Origin of the sequence: Micromonospora sp. NPDC049114 (assembly GCF_040648635.1) — a bacterium.
Taxonomy (GTDB): Bacteria; Actinomycetota; Actinomycetes; order Mycobacteriales; family Micromonosporaceae; genus Micromonospora.
Genome location: NZ_JBEZEA010000013.1, coordinates 101,029 through 121,386, shown reverse-complemented (window position 1 = coordinate 121,386; position 20,358 = coordinate 101,029). Strand labels below are relative to the sequence as shown.

The window sequence follows — 20,358 nt, the reverse complement described above, 5'->3', positions numbered from 1 at the left end:
GCCGCCCTTAGCGCTAGTACGCGCCCTTGCGGGCGAGCACCACGCCGACGGTGCGCCAGAGGATGCTCAGGTCGTACGCCAGCGACCAGTTGTCGACGTAGTAGAGGTCCAGCCGGACGGCCTCGTCCCAGGAGAGGTCGGAGCGGCCGGAGACCTGCCAGAGACCGGTCATGCCGGGGCGGACCAGCAGGCGGCGGCGCACGTCGCCCAGGAAGTCACCGTCGTCGGCCGGCAGTGGGCGGGGCCCGACCAGCGACATCTCACCCCAGAGCACGTTGATCAACTGCGGCAGCTCGTCCAGCGACGAGGCCCGCAGGAAGCGACCCACCGGGAAGACCCGGGGATCCTGCTTCATCTTGAACAGCATGCCGTCGGTCTCGTTCTGGTCGGTCAGGCTGGCCAGTCGGTCCTCGGCGTCGACGTACATGGTCCGGAACTTCCACACCCGGAAGGTGCGCCCCTCGTGCCCCACCCGGGGCTGGCGGAAGAACACCGGCCCGGGGTCGGAGATGCGGATCGCGACGGCGACGGCGACGAAGAGGGGGATCAGCAGCAGCAGGCCCAGGCCGGCGGCGACCCGGTCCATCAGGTTCTTGGCCAGCAGCGCCGGCCCGGAGAGGGTCGGCTCCTCGACGTGCAGCAGCGGCAGACCCTCGATCGGCCGGATGTGCACCCGAGGGCCGGCGATGTCGGTCAACTGCGGTGCGACCACCAGGTCGACGCCGGAGCCCTCCAACTGCCAGGCCAGCCGGCGCAGCTCGCCCGGCTCGGCGCTGGCCGACCCGCAGACGGCGATGGTGTCCCCACCGACCTCGCGGACCAGGGCCAGCACGTCGCGCCCGGCGTGCACCGGCACCGGCGTCGGCATCCCCCGCGCCGCCGCGTACCCGTCGGTGATGTGGATGGCGACCGGGACCAGCCCGGCGTTCGGGCTGCGGGTGACCGCCGCGTACACCTCCAGGCACTCCGGCAGGGTGCCGACCAGCACCATCCGGTGCGCGGCCTGACCGGCCCGCCGGCGGATGTAGTGCAGCGCCCAGCGGGCCACGAAGCGGCCCCACAGGATCAGCAGGAGCGCCCCGAGCAGTGCCGTGCCTACCGTCCACCGGGACAGCGCGGTCTTGGTGGCGAACGCGAGGAAGGAGACGCTGGCCGCGACCGTGACGGCGGCCCGGATGACCCGCTTGAACTCGTCCGGCCCGAGCCCCAGGTAGCGCCGGTCGTACGCCCGGTTGCTCCAGAGGATGACCACCCAGCCCAGCGGCAGCAGCAGGTAGGAGACGGTGTGGAACCAGGTCGGGTCCTGGTTGGTGCCGGAGAAACCGGAGGCGGCCTGGTCGAAGAGCTGGATCGCGATCCAGCTGGCGAACGCCGCTGCGCCGAAGTCGAGCAGCAGCAGGATGGCGGTGTAGGGACGGTGCCAGCGGGAGACACGGCGTCGCGCCCTGGCCCAAGCCGACCGGGGGACGCCGTTGTGGGACGGCGGCGTCGGCGGCTGGATCTCGAAGCTGTCGACGTGCCGCACGAGTCTGCTCCGGCCTTCGTTGGATACCGGGCGCTGGAGGCTTGCCGTCACCTCACCCATGTCCTCCCGCATGACACGGGCCGCTCACTCGGCGTGAGGGCCCGGGTCGCCCACCGTCCCAGTCTCCCACGCGGGCTCCGACCGGTCGTCGCCCCGAAGGAGATTGGCGACCGATGGTGCCGGCGGGATCTGGCCGGCTCCGCACCATTTCAGAAGCCGGGGACCGGGCCACTATACCGATGGATGTGCGTGTGGCGAGAACGGTGGACGGGAGCTTCGGCGCACTCTGGCCGATTCCGCTCCGTAGTCGCCGAGTGGAATTACTCACCGTACAAGGCGGGACAACCGTCGGTCAGCCAGCGGCTTGCCGCCCGTCTGGCACGTCGCGCAGTACTGGAGGCTCGAGTCGGCGAACGACACCTCCCGCACGGTGTCCCCGCAGACCGGGCAGGGCAGCCCGGTGCGGGCGTGCACCTTCAACCCGGACCGCTTCTCACCCTTCAGCTCGGCGGCACGCTGGCCGAGGGACCGCTCGACCGCGTCACCGAGCACCTGGCGGGTCGCCGCGTGCAGGGTGGCGAGCTGGGCGTCGGTGAGCCGGTCGGTGATCGCGAACGGCGACAGCTTCGCGGCGTGCAGGATCTCGTCCGAGTACGCGTTGCCCACCCCGGACAGCACCGACTGGTCGGTCAGCACCCCCTTGACCTGCCCACGCCGACTGCGCAGCCGCTCGGCGAAGGTGGGCAGGTCGGCGGCGAGCGCGTCCGGGCCCAGCTTGGCCACCCCGGGCACCGTCGCCGGGTCGGTGACCAGGTACGCGGCCAGCTTCTTCTGGGTGCCGGCCTCGGTGAGGTCGAAGCCGGAGCCGTCGTCGAGGCGGACGCGTACCGCGATCGGGCCCTTGCCGGGTCGCAGCGGCGTCGTCGATCCAAACGCCTCCCGGTAGTGCAGCCAACCCGCCCGGGCCAGGTGGACCACGAGGTGCAGATCACCCTCGACGACCACGTCGAGGAACTTGCCGTGCCGTCGGGCGTCGACCACCGCCCGACCGGCGACCGCGGCGGGTGCCGGGTCGTACGTCTTCAGGGCGCTGATCGCGGCGATCTCCAGCCGGTCGACACGCCGCCCCACCGCGCGCTGCCGCAGGTAACCTGCGAGCGCCTCAACCTCCGGTAGTTCGGGCACCAACCAACGGTAGCCTTCTTTCCCGTGAGAATCGTGGTGGCGCACAACCGGTACCGGGAAGCTCAGCCCTCCGGCGAGAACACGATGGTCGACTCGGAGATCGCTCAGCTCACCGCTGCCGGCGTCGAGGTGCTGCCCTTCATCCGCAGCTCGGACGAGATCCCGTCGATGTCGAAGGCCGCCAAGGCGCTGCTGCCGATCTCGCCGATCTGGGCGCCGCGTGCCCAGCAGGACCTCAGCCGGCTGCTCACGGAGCACCGCCCGGACGTGCTGCACCTGCACAATCCGTACCCCCTGATCTCGCCGTGGGTGGTGCGGACCGCGCACCGGCACGGTGTGCCGGTGGTGCAGACGGTGCACAACTACCGGCAGGTCTGCTCGTCGGGGATCTACTTCCGCGACGGGGTGATCTGCCAGGACTGCAAGGGTCGGGCGCTGGGCGTGCCGGCGATCAGGCACCGGTGCTACCGCGACTCGACGGCGCAGAGCGCACTGATGGCGACCACACTGGCCGTGCACCGGGGCACCTGGCGCTCGGTGGACCGGTTCATCGCGCTCACCACGGCCATCGCCGACCACCTCCGCGATTACGGCATTCCGGACGATCGGATCGTCGTGAAGCCGAATGCCGTACCCGATCCGGGCCGGCCGACCCCACTGGGTGACGGCTTCCTCTACATGGCCCGGCTCTCGCCCGAGAAGGGTGTCGACCTGCTGCTGGACGCCTGGCGTCGGCATCCGGTGGGCACCCTGGGCACGCTGCGCGTGGCAGGTGACGGCGAGCTGCGCCCGCTGGTGGAGGCCGCGGTCGCCGAGCGACCCGACGTGGTCTACCTCGGTCAGCTCGACCGCGCAGGGGTACGCGCCGCGGTCGAGGCGAGCGCCGTGGTGATCGCGGCCTCGATGTGGCACGACGTGCTGCCGACCGTGATCATCGAGGCGCTGGCGAGTGGCCGGCCGGTGCTCGGCACCGCGTTGGGCGGCATCCCGTACCTCGTCGGAGCGGACGCCCCGCACGAGCCCGCCGGCACCGGCCCGGCCGAGACCGCCTCGGCGGTCGCCGGCGGAGGCGGTGGGCCGGTCATGCCGGCCGGGATCGGCCTCGGCGAGGCCGGCTGGGTGGTGGCTCCGGAGCCGGCCGCGCTGGCGGCGGCCCTGCCGGTGGCCCGTGCCGGCGCGTCCGGGTTGGCGCTGGCCGCCCGCGCCCGCTACGAGCGGACCTTCCACCCCGACGTGGTCACCAAGCAGCTCATCGACATCTACGCGGGGATGGCCCACGCCGTAACGCCGTAACGCCGTAACGCCGTAACTCCGGAGCGCGGGAGCGCGGGAGCGCGGGAGCGCCGAAATCCGGGAGGAGAGCACCTACTGTTCGCTCCCTTTGCTCTGCTTCAGCGGAGGAAACACCCGGTGTCCGGATATCGGACGCCACGTGTTTCCTGGGCTGAAGCAGAGCAAAGGACGATTCGAACAGCCTTGGCGCCGGTCTGGGAGCGGCGCGGGCGGGGCATCAGCGCAGCGAGGCGCGGGCGGAGAAGGCGATGCTGGCCAGCAGGAAGCCGCCGTTGACGATCGTGAACGCCACCAGCACCCAGAGGACCAGCGCGGGGGCCACGGCCAGCACCACTGCGGCCACGAAGACCACCGCGCCATAGTCGCGGACCAGCTTGGCCAGGCGTACCGGCAGCGAGGTCGAGGTGACCATGCTGGCCGCGTTCGGGCCGGACTGCATCACCGACGTGACCAGGTTGACCATCCAGGTGCCGGCGAAGGTCGCCACGAGCCAGGTAGGCGTCGACGTCTCCTGCGCCACGGCGGTGGCGGCCAGCGCGGCCACCAGGGCGATCTGCGCCGCCACGTCGCAGAGGATGTCGATCCGTGCGCCGGCCGGGCTGCCCTGGCCGGTCACCCGGGCGAGCTGCCCGTCGGCGCAGTCCAGGGAGTACGCGACCTGCCAGCCGATCAGGGCGAGCAGGCCGACTACCCAGGCCGGTACGTCCCCGTCGGCGACCGGCCCGGCGAGCGCCACAACGGTGACCGAGGTGGCCAGCCCGAGCACCAGGTTGGTGAGGGTGAGCGCGGTCGGGCGCAGCCCGAGGCGTTGCGCGACCAACGCGAAGACGGCCCCGAGCCACTGGCTGATCGACTCGCTGAACAGGCCGCCACCCCGGTTCACCCGGTGGAAGTCGGCGACGGTGGGACGGGGGTCAGCCAAGCTGGTCGCGGATTGCACCGGCGTAGTCTGCCAGCCGCTCCCGCGTCTCGGTAGGCGACAGGGCCAGGTGCTCGAGGATCGTGTACCGGTCCGGTCGGGTACGCGGCGCGAACTGCACCGCCTCGATGAACTGGTCGTCGGTGAGCCCCACCTCGGCGGGCAGTCGGGGCAGACCGTGCCGGGCGAGGCAGGCCGACATCTCCCCGAAGCGGCGCAGGTCTCCGCGCAGCCAGGTGCAGAACAGCGCGCCCAGCCCGGCCAGCTCACCGTGCGAGGCGGTGCCGGGGAAGAGCGAGTCGACGGCGTGCATGATCTCGTGGCAGCCGCCGCTGGACGGACGGCTGGTGCCGCAGACCGCCATGGCCAGACCGCTGGAGATCAACGCCTCGGCCAGCACGGTGACGAAGGCGTCGTCGGTCATGTCGCCGGGGTGGTTGAGCACCGCTTCGGCGCCCGCCCGGGCCAGCGAGGCGGCCAGGCCGTCGACCGGTTCGCCGCGTACCCGCCGGGACAGCTCCCAGTCGGCCAGTGCGCTGATGTTGCTGATCACGTCGCCGATGCCGGCCCGGTTGTGCCGGTCCGGGCCGCTCTCCACGAAGTCCAGGTCGACGATCACCGCGATGGGGATGTGTACCCCGTAGGAGCCCTTGATCCCGTCGGTGATCAGGCTGGCCACCGGGGAGCCGATCCCGTCGTTGGCGAGGCTGGTCGCCACCGACACCATCGGCAGCCCGCGCCGGGTGGCCGCGTACTTGGCCACGTCGATGGTCTTGCCGCCGCCGATGCCGACCACCGCGTCGTACGACCGGGCGCGGAGTTTGCCGCCCAGGTCGTCGGCGGCGTCGAGGGTCGCCCCGGCGACGGTGAACACGTCGGCCGAGCGCAGCGACGGTCGGATCAGCTCCGCGATCTGGGCGCCCTGACCCGGGCCGACCACCACCGCGACGTCGCCGCCGGCGGAGATCCGCCCGTCGGCGAGGATCGCGGCCAGGTCGGCGACCGCCCCGCGCCGCACGTCGATGTGCAGCGGGGTGAGGACGCTCCGAGCTAGTAGCGGCACGCGATCTCCCGCGCGCGGGCCAGGTCGGCGTGGTTGTCGACCTCGACCCAGGGGACGTCGCCGATGGGCGCCGCCCGCACCTCGCCGCCACGGTCGGCGAACTCCTGGTAGCCGTCCTCGTAGTAGAGGTTCGGGTCCCGCCGCCAGGTCGCCTCCAGGGCGTCGGCCAGGGCGTCGGCGACCTGCGGCTCGATAAGCGTCGCGCCGATGTACTCCCCGTACGCCTCGCCCGGGTCCATGATCTTGGTGATCCGGGTGAGCTGGCCGGCGGCGTCGAAGGTGGTCTTCATCTCCTCCTCGGCCAGCGGCTTGAGGGTGTCCACCGCGAGCAGGATGCCCGGGCCGCGCTCGGCCAGCAGCGTCTTCTCGATGCTCACCGGGTGCACGGTGTCCCCGTTGACCAGCAGCACCCCGCGCGCGAAGTACTCCCGGGCCAGCCAGAGGGAGTAGGCGTTGTTCCACTCCTCGGCCTTGTCGTTGTGCACCAGGGTGAGCGTGACCCCGTACTTCTTCTCCAGGTCGGCCTGCCGCTCGCGGACCGCGTCCGCCGCGTAGCCGACCACGATCACGATGTCGGTGAGCCCGACCTCGGCCAGGTTGCCCAGCGCGATGTCCAGGATCGTCGTCTCGCCGTCCACCGGCACCAACGCCTTGGGCAGGGTGTCGGTGTACGGGCGCAGCCGTCGTCCCGCGCCGGCCGCGAGCACCATTCCGATCATCGCGACATCCTCCCTCGTCCTGCTCCCCGTCACCGGTGGAGGATAGCGCCGGGCGGCCGTGCCGCTCCGGCCAACCGGGTCAGCCGGTTCAGCCGGGCAGCGCGGCCAGGTCGGCGAGCATGGTCAGCCGCTCCTCGGCGTCGAGCGCGTCGTACGGGCCGGCCGCCCGGCGGTCGGTCTCCAGCTCGATGGCCAGCCGCTCGGGGCCGGGAGGCAGGGCGGCGACGCTTGACGCGGTGTGCCCGGCGGCCGTCCAGGCGGCGGCGTGCGCGTCGGCCCGGTGGTAACGCAGCGTGCCGAGCCGGTTGAGCAGCAGGACGCCGGGCGGGGTGCCGTCCGGCTCGTGCGGGGGCGCCAGCGCCGCGAACGCTGACCCGTTCCGGTCGCCGTCGGCGTCGGCCAGCACCAGGGCGTACGTCAGCAGCCGGCCGAGCGCCGCCACCAGCCGCGTGACCCGTTCGTCGTGCCCGGCCCACAGTTCCTCGGTGACCTCGGCGTGCACCTGGTACAGCTCGGTGAGGAACGCGGCCCCCCGCTCGGTGGCGGAGAGGGATCCGTCCGGACGGCGGTGGAGCATGCCGTACGCCACCTGCTTGTCGACCGCCCGGCGGACCGCGACCGGGTCGGCGTAGCGGGTGATCGCCGCGAAACCCGGCCCGTCAACGGTGCCGCCCGGCGCGGCGAGCCGGGTGCGCAGGTCCACCAGGAAGCCGTTCGCCGTCGGCCCGCCGTACCGCTGGCTCAACTCGGCGCCGCCACCGTCGCGGCCGGCCAGCATGCCGGCGCGGAACGCCCGGTCCACGGCCGGGGCGAGCAGCCCGGCGATCCGGTACGGCGCCAGCTCGACGGTGTTCACCGATCGATCGACCGCAGGGTGGCGAAGCCCTCCTCCGCGATCTCCTCGCCCGGTTCCAGGTGGCCGCCGACGACGTCCCAGCAGTTGGGAAACAGGCGCCGGTGGGGTGAGCGGCGCTGGAAGAAGATTCGGCCGTCGTGGTCGACGATCAGCGCGCCGGCGCAGCGCAGGGGCTCGGTGGACACGCTTCGACAGTAGCGAGCGGCCCGGCATCGCGACGATGCCCGGTCTTGTCCCGGAAACATCCACCGACGACCATGTGCGTACCGAATGCCACCGTCCCAAAGGGGTGATGTGTGATGCAGGTACGGGAAGCGATGTCCAGCCAGGTCCTCGTCGTCGGTCCGGAGCACACGCTGCGTCAGGCGGCCCGGATGATGTCGGCCCGCGGTGTCGGGTCGGCGGTCGTGATCGACCCCGAGTCCGAGGGAATCGGGATCATGACCGAACGCGATGTGTTGAAGGCCATCGGCGCGGGCCTCGACTGCGACACCGAACGCACCGGCGCCCACCTGACCTGGGACGTGGTCTACGCGGGGCCGGAGTGGACGGTCGCCGAGGCCGCCGCCGCGATGGCCCGCGGCGGCTTCCGGCACCTGGTGGTGCTCGACGGCCGGGAGGTGGCCGGGGTGATCTCGGTCCGGGACATCATGCGGGTCTGGGCCGAGAGCCAGGTGGCCGCCACGACCTGACCCCGCGAGGTGTGCCAGGCCGGATCGACGGGTAAGGATCCCTCGCGGGCGCGGAGATTCCGTGTCCCGTGGGGGAGGGCCCGATGCGTGACGCGGAGCGCCTGGTCGAGCAGCAGTACGCGATGCTTCTGCGGCGGGACGTGGCCCGACTGCCGGACCTGTACGCCCCGGAGGCGTTCTACGCCATGCCGGGTGTCACGGTCCGCCCGATCGAGCTGCCCGCGCTGCTGCGCACCTGGACGGGTGCCTTCGGAGATCTGCGGGTCGATCCGCTGGGCTCGGTGCGCACGTCCGGCGGCGCGGCAGTGGAGCTGCGCCTCAGCGGCACCCACACCGGCACGCTGCACACGCCGTACGGCACCGTCGCTCCGACCGGCCGGTCGGTGAGCTGGGAGGTTGCCGACATCGTCCGGGCACGCCGGGGCCGGATCGTCGCGTGGCGCTCCTACTTCGACTGGAGCCAGCTCCTCGACGCGCTCGGCGTGCAGTTGGAGGGCCTTTCCCGCGCGCCGCAGCACGACTCGCTCGCACTTCCGGTCTGATCTGACGGCGACCGGCCGACCCGGGTCACCCGTCCCGGTGGCTCAGGATGCGGACATCGCCGTGCCGTCCGCGCGTCGCCCGCCGCCGCCCGTACGCTCAATATCCATGACCGCCGAGCAGCTGATCTCCTTTGCCCGTGGGGCACCCTCGCTGGACATCGTCGATGTCGAGGGGCTCAAGGCCGCCGCCGTACGCGCCTTCGACGCCGACCCCGCGGGGGTCACGGCGTACGGCACCTCCGTCGGTTACCTTCCGCTGCGAAAGTGGATCGCCGAGAAGCACGGGGTCGAAGCCAACCAGGTGCTGGTCACCAACGGCTCGCTCCAGGCCGACGCCTTCCTCTTCGACCACCTGGTCCGTCCCGGCGACGCGGTGGTGGTGGAGCGTCCGACGTACGACCGCACGCTGCTCAACCTCCAGCGGATGGGCAGCGAGCTGCACGGCATCTCGGTCCAGCCCGACGGTCTGGACACCGCCGAGCTGCGCAAGCTGCTGGAGTCCGGGGTCCGCCCCCGGCTGGCCCACGTCATCCCGAACTACCAGAACCCGGCCGGCATGACCCTGTCGCTGGAGAAGCGCCGCGAACTGCTCGACCTGGCGGCCGAGTACGAGTTCACGATCTTCGAGGACGACCCGTACGCGGACATCCGCTTCCGCGGCGAGGCGCTGCCGTCGATGCTCTCGCTGGACACCCGCAACGTGGTCGTGCACGCGTCGAGCTTCACCAAGACCGTCTGCCCGGGCGTGCGGGTCGGCTATCTGGTCGGTCCGGCGGATCTGATCGCCGACATCGCCAAGAACGCGACGAGCCTCTACATCTCGCCCGGCATGGTGTCGCAGGCGATCGTGCACCAGTTCTGCGTCTCCGGCGACATCGACCGCTCGATCGAGACCGTCCGGTCGGCGCTGGGCGAACGCGCCCGGGTGCTGGCCGAGTCGCTGCGCCAGCACCTGCCGCAGGCCCGGTTCGTGGAGCCCGACGGCGGCTACTTCCTGTGGGTGGAGTTCCCCGAGGACGTGTTTGTCGATCAGCTCGCCCCGGCTGCGGCCGAGCGCGGTGTCGCAGTGGTCAAGGGCAGCGACTTCGTTCTCGACGGTGGGCGGCACGCCCTGCGGCTGGCCTTCTCGGCCGTGACGGCCGACAAGATCGACGAGGGTGTCCGCCGGCTGGCGTCGGCTGTCGAAGCCATTCGGAGCTGATTTTCTGTCGGGTTCCCGACAGAACGACGATGCCGGCCGTCCCGGGACTCCCCAGCGGGCGGCCGGCGGCTCACAATGCTGCGAGCGTCACCCGTCAGGTGCAGCGAGGGTCACCCCGCCGCCACCTCGGGCCACGCGTGCAGCACAACCCCCGCCCCCACGGGCGCCGGGTGGGCCGTGTCGTCCTTCACCCCCCGATGCGGCCCGGCCCGCCCGGCGCCGCACCCGCGACCGCCGTCACACCTGCCGGTGGCGACCATCGGCGTAGCCTGCAAGCCGCAGGCGAGCGCGGGGAGGTGTCGCGATGACGGATCGGGCAGAGCAGGGCCGGACGGCCCCGCTGAACACGTCCCGGGTGCTGCGACCCCGGGCCTGGCCGTCCCCGGTCCGGGCGGTGACCAGGATGCTCAACGCCGACGGATCGCCGCCCACTCCGGCCCCCACCGGCACCGGCCGCAGCGGGGTGGTCGACTGCGCGCTCTACATCGACGGCAAGCGGCAGCCCGGCGACTGGACCTACTCGGAGGCGCTGGAGGCGGCACGCCGCGAGGAGCACGGCTTCGTCTGGATCGGGCTGCACCAGCCGGAGCTGGCCGAGATGACCGCCATCGCCGAGACGTACGGCCTGCACGAGCTGGCCGTCGAGGACGCGGTGAAGGCCGAGCAGCGACCCAAGCTGGAGCGGTTCAACGACGTCAGCTTCCTGGTCCTGCGCACCGCCCGCTACTGCGAGCACACCGAGCTGACCGAGACCTCCGAGGTCGTCGAGACCGGCCAGGTGATGCTCTTCATCGGCCCGAACTTCCTGATCAGTGTCCGGCACGGGGACGCCTGCCGGCTCTCCCCGGTCCGCGCCGACCTGGAGACCAAGCAGGAGTTGCTGCTCCAGGGCCCATGGGCGGTGGCGTACGGCGTGACCGACCGGGTGGTCGACCTCTATCTGGAGGTGGCCGAGCAGCTCGAGGACGACCTGGATCAGTTGGAGGCCGAGGTCTTCGACCGCAACAGCCACGGCCGGATCCAGCGGATCTACCAGATGAAGCGGGAGCTGGTGGAGTTCAAGCGTGCCGTGGTCCCGTTGCAGCGGCCGCTGATGAACCTGACCTCCCAGGTCAACCGCGACGTGCCCAAGGAGATCCGCAAGTACTTCCGGGACGTGCAGGACCACCTGAGCCGCACCGTCGAGCAGGTGAACTCGTACGACGACCTGCTGAACTCGATCCTTCAGGCGCGGCTGGCCCAGGTCACCGTCGACCAGAACAACGACATGCGCAAGATCGCCGCGTGGGCGGCCATCGCCGCGGTCTGGACCTCCATCGCCGGCGTCGAGGGCATGAACTTCGACAACATGCCTGAGCTGAAGATGACGTACGGCTATCCGGTGGCCCTGGCCCTGATGCTCGGTGTCTCCCTGGCCCTCTACCGCTGGTTCCGCCGCAACGGCTGGCTCTGACCCGCGACAGCGCGGGCCGGCGTCGAACGGCTCTGACCCGCCAAAACGCCGGCAAGAACCGCCGAAGCGCCGGCGAGCGGGGTGAACCCGCGTCGCCGGCGCTCGCTGCGTTGCTGTGCCGGGGGTCAGCGGCGGCCGTTGGTGCGGGCGGTGTCCTTGCCCAGGGCCTTGGTGAGGTCGTCGGTCGGGCGCCCGGAGACGTCAGTGGCTCCCTCGGCGACCGACGGGACCTTGTTGGTCGGGCGGACACTGCTCGGCTTGGCCGTGCCGGTGGTGCTGGCGCTGTCGCCGCCGGCCACCGCCGAGCTGCCGGCGCCGGTCATCCCGGCCATGGCGGAACCGTCGGTCCCCTTGGTCGCGGTCGGCGCGGCCGGCGTACGCACCTCGATCGAGTCGACCTCGTCGCGCATCGGCTCCAGGGTGCGGGTCGGGTCGTACTCGGCCCACTCCTGCTGCTCCCGGCGGCGACGCAGGGCGACAGCACCGGCCAGGCCCGCGATGGCGCCCGCGGCCAGCAGGCCGGTCATCATCGAGCCGCGACGGCGCGACTGCTTCTTCTTACCGGTGATCCGCATGGTCTTCGACTTGGCCTTCCTGGTCAGCGGCCCTGCCTGCGTGGCGCCGTCCCGGGCCGCCGCCGCCAGCGGTGCCAGCGTGGTGAGTGTGGTTCCCCAGCCGGTCGACGCGCGGTCGCGCACCTTCACCGCGGCCGGCCCGACATAGCCCCGGGCCACCTGGACCCGCGGACCGACAGTCGCGCCCGCGCCCTTGGCGGCGTGGTTGGCTGCCTGCATCAGGTGGCTGATGCTCTGGTTCAGCTCTGCCTTGGCGAGCTGGCCCTGGGACTGACGCCGCCCGATTCCAAACACGGTCCTACCTCCTGGGAGTTGTTCCTTCGTCATCCTCCACCTTCGGATGCCTCCGCGATGCCAGATCGGGCACATGGGAGGATCCGCATGGAACTGACCAACGAGTGAGGAGTACCCGTGGCCGAGGCTGTCTACGCCACCCTGCACACCAACGCTGGCCCGATCCGGCTGGAGCTCTTCGAAAACCACGCTCCGAAGACGGTCCGCAACTTCATCGACCTGGCCGAGGGCAACCGGGAATACACCGACCCGCGCACCGGTCAGCCGGGCAGTGGGCCGTACTACGACGGCACCATCTCGCACCGCGTGATCAGCGGTTTCATGGTTCAGATGGGCGACCCGACCGGCACCGGTCGGGGCGGGCCGGGCTACAAGTTCGCCGACGAGTTCCACCCGGAGCTGCGCTTCGACCGGCCGTACCTGCTGGCGATGGCGAACGCCGGACCGGGCACCAACGGTTCGCAGTTCTTCATCACGGTGTCCCCGACCCCGCACCTCAACAACCGGCACACCATCTTCGGTCAGGTCGCCGACGAGGAGTCGGTGAAGGTCGTCGACTCGATCGCCAACACCCCGACCGGCCCGAGCGACCGTCCGCTGCAGGACGTCGTCATCGAGCGGGTCGAGATCGAGCGGTCTGCCGCCTGACGAACCCGCGAGGTACCTTTGCTCGCATGATTGAGCGCTCCGGAGCACCGCGCCGGCCAGCGTCGGTGAGCCGCGCGGTGGCGGACGGAGGACCGGCCCGGTGAGCGAGTCCCCGCCGACCACCCCGGTCTGCTACCGGCACCCTGGCCGGGAGACCTACGTCCGGTGCACCCGCTGCGACCGGCCGATCTGTCCGGACTGCATGCGGGAGGCGTCCGTCGGGCACCAGTGCCCGGAGTGCGTCAACGAGGGCCGTCGCACCGTCCGGCCGGCACGTACCGCCTTCGGTGGTGGTACGGCCGGCCGGCACGGCTACGTCACCAAGGGCATCATCGCCCTGAACGTGCTGGTCATGCTGCTGTCCATCGCCTCCGACCGGGGTGGGGACGCCGCGCTCGGCGGCTCCGGCTTCGGCGGGCTGATGGGCGGCGGGACCCCGCTCACCAACTGGGGTTCGGTGCTCGGGTTGGCGGTCCTCCCCGACGGCACGCTCGGCGGCATCGCCGAGGGTCAGTGGTATCGGCTGATCACCGCGATGTTCCTGCACTACGGCGTCATCCACCTGCTCCTCAACATGTGGGCGCTGTGGGTGCTCGGCCGGTCGCTGGAGGCCAACCTCGGGCCGCTGCGCTTCGGCGCGCTCTATCTGGTCGCGGGCCTCGGCGGCAACGTGGCCGCCTATCTGTTCAGCGCCCAGAACTCGGCGACGGCCGGCGCGTCCACTGCCGTCTTCGGCCTCTTCGCCGCGCTGATCATCATCGAGCGCAAGCTCGGCCGGGACATCTCCCAGGTGATCCCCATCCTGGTGATCAACCTGGTGTTCACGTTGACCGTGCCGGGCATCTCCATCCCCGGGCACCTCGGCGGCCTGGTGGTCGGCGGCGCGATGGCGGCGGTGCTCGCGTACGCGCCGCGTGGTCGGCGCACGCTGGTGCAGGCCGTGGGCGGCGCGATCATCCTGCTGATCCTGCTCGGCCTGGTCCTGTTCCGCACCGCGCAACTGCTGAGCTGACGCTCAGGGGTGTCGGCGGGCGGCGCGCAGTTCGGCGGCCACCTCCTCGGGGGTGGCGCCGAGGTCGTACCTGCCGAACAGGTGCAGCGACTCGCCCGCGTCGATCTCCAGGACCTCGCCGGTCAGCCCCCACCGCTGCCGGCGGTCCACGGTGATCGCCTCGACCGTCGGCCACGGCAGCAGCCGCCGGCCGGCGAAGCCGTGGATGACGGTGAGCCCCGCCGGATCGACGGTCAGGCGGACCGGCGCGACCAGGTCCCGTACCGCCCAGGCGGCCAGTGCGGCGGCGGCCACACCGGCCACGACCAGCCGGATCGGGTCGCCGTCGGCGAAGAGCAGACCGAGGGCGACCAGCAGGACCGCGCCGGCCAGCTTGGCCACCGGCAGGTTCGTCGGCACCCGCCACTGCCGCACCGGGGAGATCTCGTCCACCCGCCCAGCATGCCAGCGGTCGGCGGATGCCGGGAGTAGCGGCACCTCGGCCCGTGGGCGGACGAGGGTTCCACGGACGACGTAGGATCGGGGCAGCCCAAGTTACCGGGGAGTAAACATGAGTGACGCGGTCATCGTCGGCGCGGTACGCACCCCGGTCGGGCGGCGCAAGGGCAGCCTCGCCGGTGTCCACCCGGTCGACCTGTCGGCGCACGTGCTGCGCGCCCTCGCCGAGCGCACCGGCCTGGACCCGGCGCAGGTCGATGACGTCTTCTGGGGCTGCGTGTCCCAGGTCGGCGAGCAGTCCTGGAACATCGCCCGCAACGCGGTGCTCGCCGCCGGCTGGCCCGAGACGGTGCCCGGCACCACGCTGGACCGGCAGTGCGGCTCCAGCCAGCAGGCCCTGCACTTCGCCGCCGCGACAGTCCTCTCCGGCCAGGCCGACCTGGTGGTCGCCGGCGGTGTGGAGTCGATGACCCGGGTGCCGATGGGCTCCAGTGTGGCCGGCGGCATGCCGTTCAGCGACCAGCTCCGCGCCCGCTACCGGGGTGTCGAGGGCTTCGCCGACGACGCGCCGCTGCCGTTCAACCAGGGCGTCGGGGCCGAGCTGATCGCCCGCCGGTGGCGCCTCTCGCGTACGCAGCTCGACGAGTTCGCGCTCGCCAGCCACGAGAAGGCCGCCGCCGCGCAGGACGCCGGGGCGTTCGACCCCGAGCTGACACCGGTGCCGCTCGCCGATGGTGGCAAGTTCACCGCCGACGAGGGCATCCGTCGGGACACCTCGCTGGACAAGCTCGGTGAACTGGCCACCCCGTTCCGCGCCGACGGCGTGGTCACCGCCGGGTCCGCGTCCCAGATCTCCGACGGCGCCGCCGCGCTCGCGGTGACCACGTCCGACTGGGCGAGCCGGCACGGTCTGCGCCCGCTGGCCCGCATCCACACCGCGGTGGTCGCGGCCGACGACCCGGTCACCATGCTCACCGCGCCCATCCCGGCCACCGCGAAGGCGCTGCGCCGCGCGGGGCTGGGCATCGAGGAGATCGGGGTGTACGAGGTGAACGAGGCGTTCGCCCCGGTGCCGCTGGCCTGGCTGGCGGAGACCGAGGCGGACCCGGAGCGGCTCAACCCGCGCGGTGGCGCGATCGCCCTCGGGCACCCGCTCGGTGGCTCCGGCGCCCGGATCATGACCACGATGCTCCAGCACATGCGGGACAACGGGCTCCGCTACGGCCTGCAGACCATGTGCGAGGGCGGCGGCATGGCCAACGCCACGATCGTCGAGCTGGTCTGACCCGCCGCCGGCCGGAACCGTCGCGCCGGTCTGACCCGGCGGTTCGGCCGCCAGCCCGAGGAGCACCGCGGAAATGGTCTCGCCCCGGTCAGGCACGCCGCCTAGGGTGCCCATCGTGACGACGATCGCCGACGAGCGCGCCCCCGACTGGTCCAGCGTGCAGTGGCAGCAGGAGGCCCGAACCTGGGTCGACGAGCAACTCGGCAACGCCGGTCGCCGGGCCACCGGGCCTGTCGAGCCCCGAGTCCGGCCGTGGTCGCTGGTCTGGCGGGTACCGACCGACGGTGGGCCGGTCTGGTTCAAGGCCAACAACCGGGGCACGGTCCACGAGGCGGTCCTCATCGCGATGCTGGCCGGGCTGACGCCCGAGCGGGTGCTGACCCCGATCGCCGTGGACCGGGAGCGGGGCTGGTCGCTGCTTCCGGACGGCGGCGAGTCACTGCGTGACGTGCTGGGCCGCGACCCCGACCTGGCGCACTGGGAACGGGCGTTGCCCGGGTACGCGGCCCTTCAACTCGCCACCACACCGCACGCCGACGAGCTGGTCGCCCTCGGCGTACCGGACCACCGCCCGGAGGTGCTGCCCGGACTGCTCGCCGAACTGCTCGACGATCGCGATTCGCTGCGCGTCGGCGCGGAGGGCGGGCTCGCCGTCGAAACGTACGAGCGGCTGCGGGCGGAGGTTCCGGCGTACGCGCAGCGGTGTCGCCGGCTCGCGGACATCGGCATCCCGGCGACCGTGCAGCACGACGACCTGCACGACGGGAACGTCTTCGCCGGGCCGGCCGGGTACCGCTACTTCGACTGGGGCGACGCCTCGGTGGCGCACCCGTTCGGCACGCTGCTGGTGACCCTGCGCTCCATCCGGTACGCCAGCGCGTTGTCGGCGGACGACGCCAGCCTCGCCCGGCTGCGCGACGTCTACCTGGAGTCGTGGACCGACCGCTACGACCGCCGTACCCTCGTCGAGGCCGCCGACCTGGCCATGAACCTGGGCGCGGTGAGCCGGTCGCTCTCCTGGCGGCGGGCCCTGGACACGGCCGACCCGGCCCGGGCGGAGTACGCCGAGGCGGTGCCCGGATGGCTCGCCGAACTTTTCGCCGCCTCCCCTCTCGCGCCCGAAGGCTGACCGACATCCGTCCCGGTCGGAAGTCGGACAGGCGGTGCGACGCGCCGCGTGGAACTTCCAAAAGTCCGACGTGACCCACGTCACCGGTGCGGGGACGTCGTTGGGCAGGTCATGGACGTCTTCTCTCGAACGTTCCTCCCGGCCGCCACCGAGGCCGGCCTGGCCGTACAGACGGTGAGCCGGCACATGCCGGTCTTCCGCCGCTGCGTGGGCTCGGGTGACGCCACCATCCTGGTCACCCGGTGCAGCCGCCCCGACCGTCCGGTCACCGGCGACTACCTGTTGCTGCTCACCCACCGCCGACTGGTGGTGACCCAGCAGACGAGGCTCCTGCACCGGCTGCGCCTGCACCTCAACACCGAGCTGCGCGAGCTGAGCAACGTCACCTGGAGCCCGGACCCCCGGCTGGGGTCGGTCGAGCTGGCCGCCACCGCGATCGACGGGATCCGCGAGCGGTTCCTCATCCGCACCAGCCACCCGAAGCAGGTGTGGCAGCTCGACGCGCTGCTCAACCACGCGTTCCGGACCCGCCTGCGGGCACCCCGCGAGCGGATCGTCGCCACCATCGGTGACGCGCCGGCCGCCGTCCGACCCAGCGCGTTCCGCCCCGCCGTGGCGCGCTGACGCCCGGCGGGCCGGTCGCCGTTCACGTCTCCTTTACCGAACTCGAACACGCACCGATCGCGCCGAACCGACCGGGTCGGCAATCATGGGCCGGTGACAGTCGAACCGCCGCACCGCGGGCTCGTCCTCGTGGTCGAGGACGAGCCGGCCATCGCCGACCTGGTCCGGCTCTACCTCACCCGCGACGGGTTCGGCGTCCACCTCGAACGCGACGGCGAGGCCGGCCTGAGCGCCGCCCGCCGGCTGCGGCCGGTCGCCTGCGTCCTGGACATCGCCCTGCCCGGTCTCCCCGGCACCGAGATCTGCCGCCGGTTGCGCGAGGCCGGTGACTGGACGCCCGTCATCTTCCTCACCGCCCGCGACGACGAGGTGGACCGGATCGTCGGCCTGGAGCTGGGCGCCGACGACTACGTGACGAAGCCGTTCAGTCCGCGCGAGCTGGTCGCCCGGGTCCGCGCGGTGCTGCGCCGCACCGCCGGTGGCCCCGAGGGCGCGGAACGACAGCGCATCGTCGGCCCGGTGACCCTCGACCCGGCCCGGCGGACGGTCACCGCCGGCGGCGTACCGGTGCAGCTCACCTCCACCGAGTTCGACCTGCTGGCGCATCTCATGGCCCGGCCGGGCCGGGTCTTCACCCGGGAGGAGCTGCTGGCCGGCGTCTGGGGTTACGCCGCGCACGCCGGGACCCGCACGGTGGACGTGCACGTCGCGCAGGTGCGGGCGAAGCTCGGCCCGGCCAGCGTCATCCGTACCCACCGGGGCGTGGGGTACGCGGTCGATGCCTGAGCAGCCGGTGCGCGCCGAGTCGCCGACCATGGCACTGCCGGTGGTCGGCGCCCGCCCGCCGGCCGCACCCCGGCGCAGCCGTCTCGGCCGCACGCTTACCGCCCGCGCGGTGCTGGTCACCTGCGCGGTGGCACTGGTGTCGGTGCTCGTCACGGCAATCGTCGCGGTGCCACTGGCGATCCGCGGCGCGGAGCGACGCGACCAGCAGGCGCTCGCCGCGCAGGCCCGACTCGCCGCCGAGGTGCTGCGCACCCGGCTGGACCGGGGTCGCACCGTCGACGAGGAGCGGCTCATCCAGCAACTGCGCGACCAGGGCATCGACGCGTACCTGATCCGGCGCGGGACCGTCGACCGGTCGGGCCTGCCGCCGCGCGTGGTGCAGCGGATCGGGCAGGGCCGCAACGTGTCGGCCCGCCGCCCGGTCAATGGCCACCGCGCCCTGGTGGAGGGCCGGGCGCTGCCGGGCGGCAACGGGGTGGTGCTGTCCCGCGCCTCGTCGAACGGGTTGTGGGCGCAGGTGCTGCTCAGCCTCTGGTTGCCGCTGCTGGCCGGGTTGGCCGCCGGCGTGGTGGCCGGTCTCCTGCTGGCCCGCCGACTGGCCCGACCGATCCGCGTCGCGGCCACCGCCGCCGCCCGACTGCGGGCCGGAGACCGCGCCGTCCGGGTGCCTGTCGAACCGCCGGACGAGGTCGCCGACCTGGCCGAGGCGCTGAACGGGTTGGCGGCGGCCCTGACCACCAGCGAGGGCCGGCAGCGTGAGTTCCTGCTCTCCGTCTCGCACGAGCTGCGGACCCCGCTGACCGCGATCCGGGGGTACGCCGAGGCGCTGGCCGACGGCGTCATCGACGCGGACGGCACCGCCGACACCGGCCGGACCATGCTGGTCGAGGCCCAGCACCTGGACCGCCTGATCGGCGACCTGCTGGCGTTGGCCCGGCTGGAGGCCGCCGACTTTCCGCTGGAGCCGGTGCCTGTCGACCTGACCCGGCTGGCCGCCGACGCCGAGCCGACCTGGTCGGGTCGGTGCGCCGCGGTGGGTGTGTCGTTCCGCGTGGAGGCGCCCGCTCAGCCGGTGTCCGCGTACACCGATCCGGGTCGCATCCGACAGGTGCTGGACGGGTTGCTGGAGAACGCGCTGCGGGTCGTACCCCCGGGGGCGCCCGTGGTGCTCGCGGTCCGGCCGGTCGGTGCGGACCCGGCGGCCGGCGGTGTGCTGGAGGTCCGCGACGGCGGGCCCGGCTTCACCGACGACGACCTGGCGGTGGCGTTCGAGCGGGGGGCGTTGCACGAGCGCTACCGGGGGGTGCGCAAGGTGGGCAGCGGGCTGGGCCTGGCACTCGCCGCCGGGCTGGTCCGGCGGCTGGGCGGCGAGATCGTCGCGGGCCACGCGCCCGAGGGCGGCGCCGCCTTCACGGTCCGGCTGCCCGGTGATCCTTACCTGACCCGAACATCGGCCTGACGGTCCGCTCGTCCGCGCGGGGAAGGCTGAGGGCTCCACGGACGAGAGGGAGAGTCATGCCACGTTGGGGATTCGTCACCGGCACCACGGCACTGCTCGCGGCGGTCGCGCTCGGGGTCAGCGGCTGCGGCGCGGCCGAGGTGGCCAGCCAGCCCGCGCGGGACGCCGCGGTCGAGGTCGCCGCCGCGATGGGTGTGGAGGGCCAGGCGCTTACCGCGATGGGCTTCGACGCCACCGACCTGGACGTGCAGACCGTCGCCGCCCCGGCCACTCCGACGCCGGGCGCCTCCCCGACGGCTCGCGACAAGGACCGGCAGAAGCGCGGCGAGGAGTGGCGCAAGCGCCACCAGGCCCGCGTGCAGCTGCGCAAGAACACCCTGCACGGCGAGGCGGTGGTGCAGACCAAGGACAACGGTACGCAGACCGTGGCCGTGCAGCGCGGCGAGGTGACCGCCATCGACGGCGACTCGATGACCGTCAAGTCCACCGACGGGTTCACGATGACCTGGACCTTCGGCGACGACCTGCGGGTCGTCGAGCGACGCGCGACGGTGCAGCCGAGCGAGGTCAAGGTCGGCGCGAAGCTCGGCGTCGCCGGTGCCAAGGACGGCGACAAGGGCGTCGCCCGGCTCATCCTCATCCCGCGCGACAAGTGAGCGA

22 protein-coding genes are annotated in these 20,358 nt (G+C 72.4%); 13 read left to right on the top strand and 9 right to left on the bottom strand.

Going from position 1 to position 20,358, the window contains the following annotated elements:
* Positions 1–13: 13 nt before the first annotated feature.
* Positions 14–1,585 carry a sugar transferase gene (locus AB0B39_RS27915; RefSeq protein ID WP_234582693.1) on the bottom strand — a complete coding sequence of 524 codons (1,572 nt, stop codon included), beginning with the start codon at positions 1,583–1,585 and terminating at the stop codon, positions 14–16.
* Between the two features lie 264 nt (positions 1,586–1,849).
* On the bottom strand, positions 1,850–2,710 hold the full coding sequence (locus tag AB0B39_RS27910) for a DNA-formamidopyrimidine glycosylase family protein (protein WP_357491849.1): 861 nt from the start codon (positions 2,708–2,710) through the stop codon (positions 1,850–1,852).
* Positions 2,711–2,734: 24 nt separating this feature from the next.
* On the opposite strand from AB0B39_RS27910, the gene AB0B39_RS27905 reads away from it, so the two are divergent.
* Positions 2,735–4,003, top strand: a complete 1,269-nt coding sequence (locus tag AB0B39_RS27905) for a glycosyltransferase (protein ID WP_357575797.1) — start codon at positions 2,735–2,737, stop codon at positions 4,001–4,003.
* 217 nt (positions 4,004–4,220) lie between these two features.
* Here AB0B39_RS27905 and AB0B39_RS27900 read toward each other — a convergent pair whose 3' ends face one another.
* From AB0B39_RS27900 to AB0B39_RS27880, 5 genes are all read right to left on the bottom strand, one after another.
* On the bottom strand, positions 4,221–4,943 hold the full coding sequence (locus AB0B39_RS27900; RefSeq protein WP_357575796.1) for a CDP-alcohol phosphatidyltransferase family protein: 723 nt from the start codon (positions 4,941–4,943) through the stop codon (positions 4,221–4,223).
* Positions 4,918–5,985, bottom strand: a complete 1,068-nt coding sequence (locus AB0B39_RS27895; protein ID WP_234582613.1) for an iron-containing alcohol dehydrogenase family protein — start codon at positions 5,983–5,985, stop codon at positions 4,918–4,920. The genes AB0B39_RS27900 and AB0B39_RS27895 overlap by 26 nt, the downstream gene beginning before the upstream one ends.
* Positions 5,973–6,704, bottom strand: coding sequence for a phosphocholine cytidylyltransferase family protein (locus tag AB0B39_RS27890; protein WP_007453659.1), 732 nt, complete (start codon positions 6,702–6,704; stop codon positions 5,973–5,975). Before AB0B39_RS27890 ends, AB0B39_RS27895 begins: the two co-directional genes overlap by 13 nt.
* An 88-nt stretch (positions 6,705–6,792) precedes the next feature.
* Complete coding sequence (locus AB0B39_RS27885; RefSeq protein ID WP_357491857.1) at positions 6,793–7,560, bottom strand: hypothetical protein; 768 nt, start codon at positions 7,558–7,560, stop codon at positions 6,793–6,795.
* The gene (locus AB0B39_RS27880; protein WP_357491859.1) at positions 7,557–7,745 is read right to left on the bottom strand and encodes an NUDIX domain-containing protein; all 189 of its coding nucleotides are present in this window, start codon (positions 7,743–7,745) and stop codon (positions 7,557–7,559) included. Before AB0B39_RS27880 ends, AB0B39_RS27885 begins: the two co-directional genes overlap by 4 nt.
* A 114-nt stretch (positions 7,746–7,859) precedes the next feature.
* Between AB0B39_RS27880 and AB0B39_RS27875 the strand changes: the two genes are divergently transcribed.
* From AB0B39_RS27875 to corA, 4 genes are all read left to right on the top strand, one after another.
* Positions 7,860–8,252, top strand: coding sequence for a CBS domain-containing protein (locus AB0B39_RS27875; protein WP_234582610.1), 393 nt, complete (start codon positions 7,860–7,862; stop codon positions 8,250–8,252).
* A gap of 83 nt (positions 8,253–8,335) precedes the next feature.
* Complete coding sequence (locus AB0B39_RS27870) at positions 8,336–8,794, top strand: ester cyclase (protein ID WP_357575795.1); 459 nt, start codon at positions 8,336–8,338, stop codon at positions 8,792–8,794.
* Positions 8,795–8,900: 106 nt separating this feature from the next.
* The gene (locus tag AB0B39_RS27865) at positions 8,901–9,995 is read left to right on the top strand and encodes a PLP-dependent aminotransferase family protein (protein ID WP_234582608.1); all 1,095 of its coding nucleotides are present in this window, start codon (positions 8,901–8,903) and stop codon (positions 9,993–9,995) included.
* A 304-nt stretch (positions 9,996–10,299) separates the two neighbouring features.
* Positions 10,300–11,448 carry a magnesium/cobalt transporter CorA gene (gene corA / locus AB0B39_RS27860; protein ID WP_357491864.1) on the top strand — a complete coding sequence of 383 codons (1,149 nt, stop codon included), beginning with the start codon at positions 10,300–10,302 and terminating at the stop codon, positions 11,446–11,448.
* 125 nt (positions 11,449–11,573) lie between these two features.
* Here corA and AB0B39_RS27855 read toward each other — a convergent pair whose 3' ends face one another.
* Positions 11,574–12,350 (bottom strand): hypothetical protein, encoded by a 777-nt coding sequence (locus AB0B39_RS27855; protein ID WP_357575794.1) that lies wholly within the window; start codon positions 12,348–12,350, stop codon positions 11,574–11,576.
* A gap of 84 nt (positions 12,351–12,434) precedes the next feature.
* Between AB0B39_RS27855 and AB0B39_RS27850 the strand changes: the two genes are divergently transcribed.
* Positions 12,435–12,965 carry a peptidylprolyl isomerase gene (locus tag AB0B39_RS27850; protein ID WP_234582605.1) on the top strand — a complete coding sequence of 177 codons (531 nt, stop codon included), beginning with the start codon at positions 12,435–12,437 and terminating at the stop codon, positions 12,963–12,965.
* Between the two features lie 100 nt (positions 12,966–13,065).
* A complete protein-coding gene (locus AB0B39_RS27845; protein WP_357575793.1) occupies positions 13,066–13,977 on the top strand; it encodes a rhomboid family intramembrane serine protease in 912 nt (303 codons plus the stop codon).
* A 3-nt stretch (positions 13,978–13,980) separates the two neighbouring features.
* On the opposite strand, the gene AB0B39_RS27840 is transcribed toward AB0B39_RS27845, so the two are convergent.
* Positions 13,981–14,409, bottom strand: a complete 429-nt coding sequence (locus AB0B39_RS27840) for a PH domain-containing protein (RefSeq protein WP_234582603.1) — start codon at positions 14,407–14,409, stop codon at positions 13,981–13,983.
* 118 nt (positions 14,410–14,527) lie between these two features.
* On the opposite strand from AB0B39_RS27840, the gene AB0B39_RS27835 reads away from it, so the two are divergent.
* The 6 genes from AB0B39_RS27835 to AB0B39_RS27810 all read left to right on the top strand — a co-directional run bounded on the left by AB0B39_RS27835 (position 14,528) and on the right by AB0B39_RS27810 (position 20,354).
* Entirely contained in the window at positions 14,528–15,700 is a 1,173-nt protein-coding gene (locus AB0B39_RS27835) for an acetyl-CoA C-acyltransferase (protein WP_357575792.1), read from the top strand.
* A gap of 115 nt (positions 15,701–15,815) precedes the next feature.
* Positions 15,816–16,829 carry an aminoglycoside phosphotransferase family protein gene (locus AB0B39_RS27830; protein ID WP_357575791.1) on the top strand — a complete coding sequence of 338 codons (1,014 nt, stop codon included), beginning with the start codon at positions 15,816–15,818 and terminating at the stop codon, positions 16,827–16,829.
* Between the two features lie 111 nt (positions 16,830–16,940).
* Positions 16,941–17,453: a hypothetical protein gene (locus tag AB0B39_RS27825; RefSeq protein WP_234582600.1), complete on the top strand. Its 513-nt coding sequence runs from the start codon at positions 16,941–16,943 to the stop codon at positions 17,451–17,453.
* A 93-nt stretch (positions 17,454–17,546) separates the two neighbouring features.
* Complete coding sequence (locus AB0B39_RS27820) at positions 17,547–18,239, top strand: response regulator transcription factor (RefSeq protein WP_357575790.1); 693 nt, start codon at positions 17,547–17,549, stop codon at positions 18,237–18,239.
* Positions 18,232–19,698 (top strand): HAMP domain-containing sensor histidine kinase, encoded by a 1,467-nt coding sequence (locus tag AB0B39_RS27815; protein ID WP_357575789.1) that lies wholly within the window; start codon positions 18,232–18,234, stop codon positions 19,696–19,698. Before AB0B39_RS27820 ends, AB0B39_RS27815 begins: the two co-directional genes overlap by 8 nt.
* A gap of 56 nt (positions 19,699–19,754) precedes the next feature.
* Positions 19,755–20,354 (top strand): hypothetical protein, encoded by a 600-nt coding sequence (locus tag AB0B39_RS27810; protein WP_354857291.1) that lies wholly within the window; start codon positions 19,755–19,757, stop codon positions 20,352–20,354.
* Positions 20,355–20,358 lie beyond the last annotated feature (4 nt).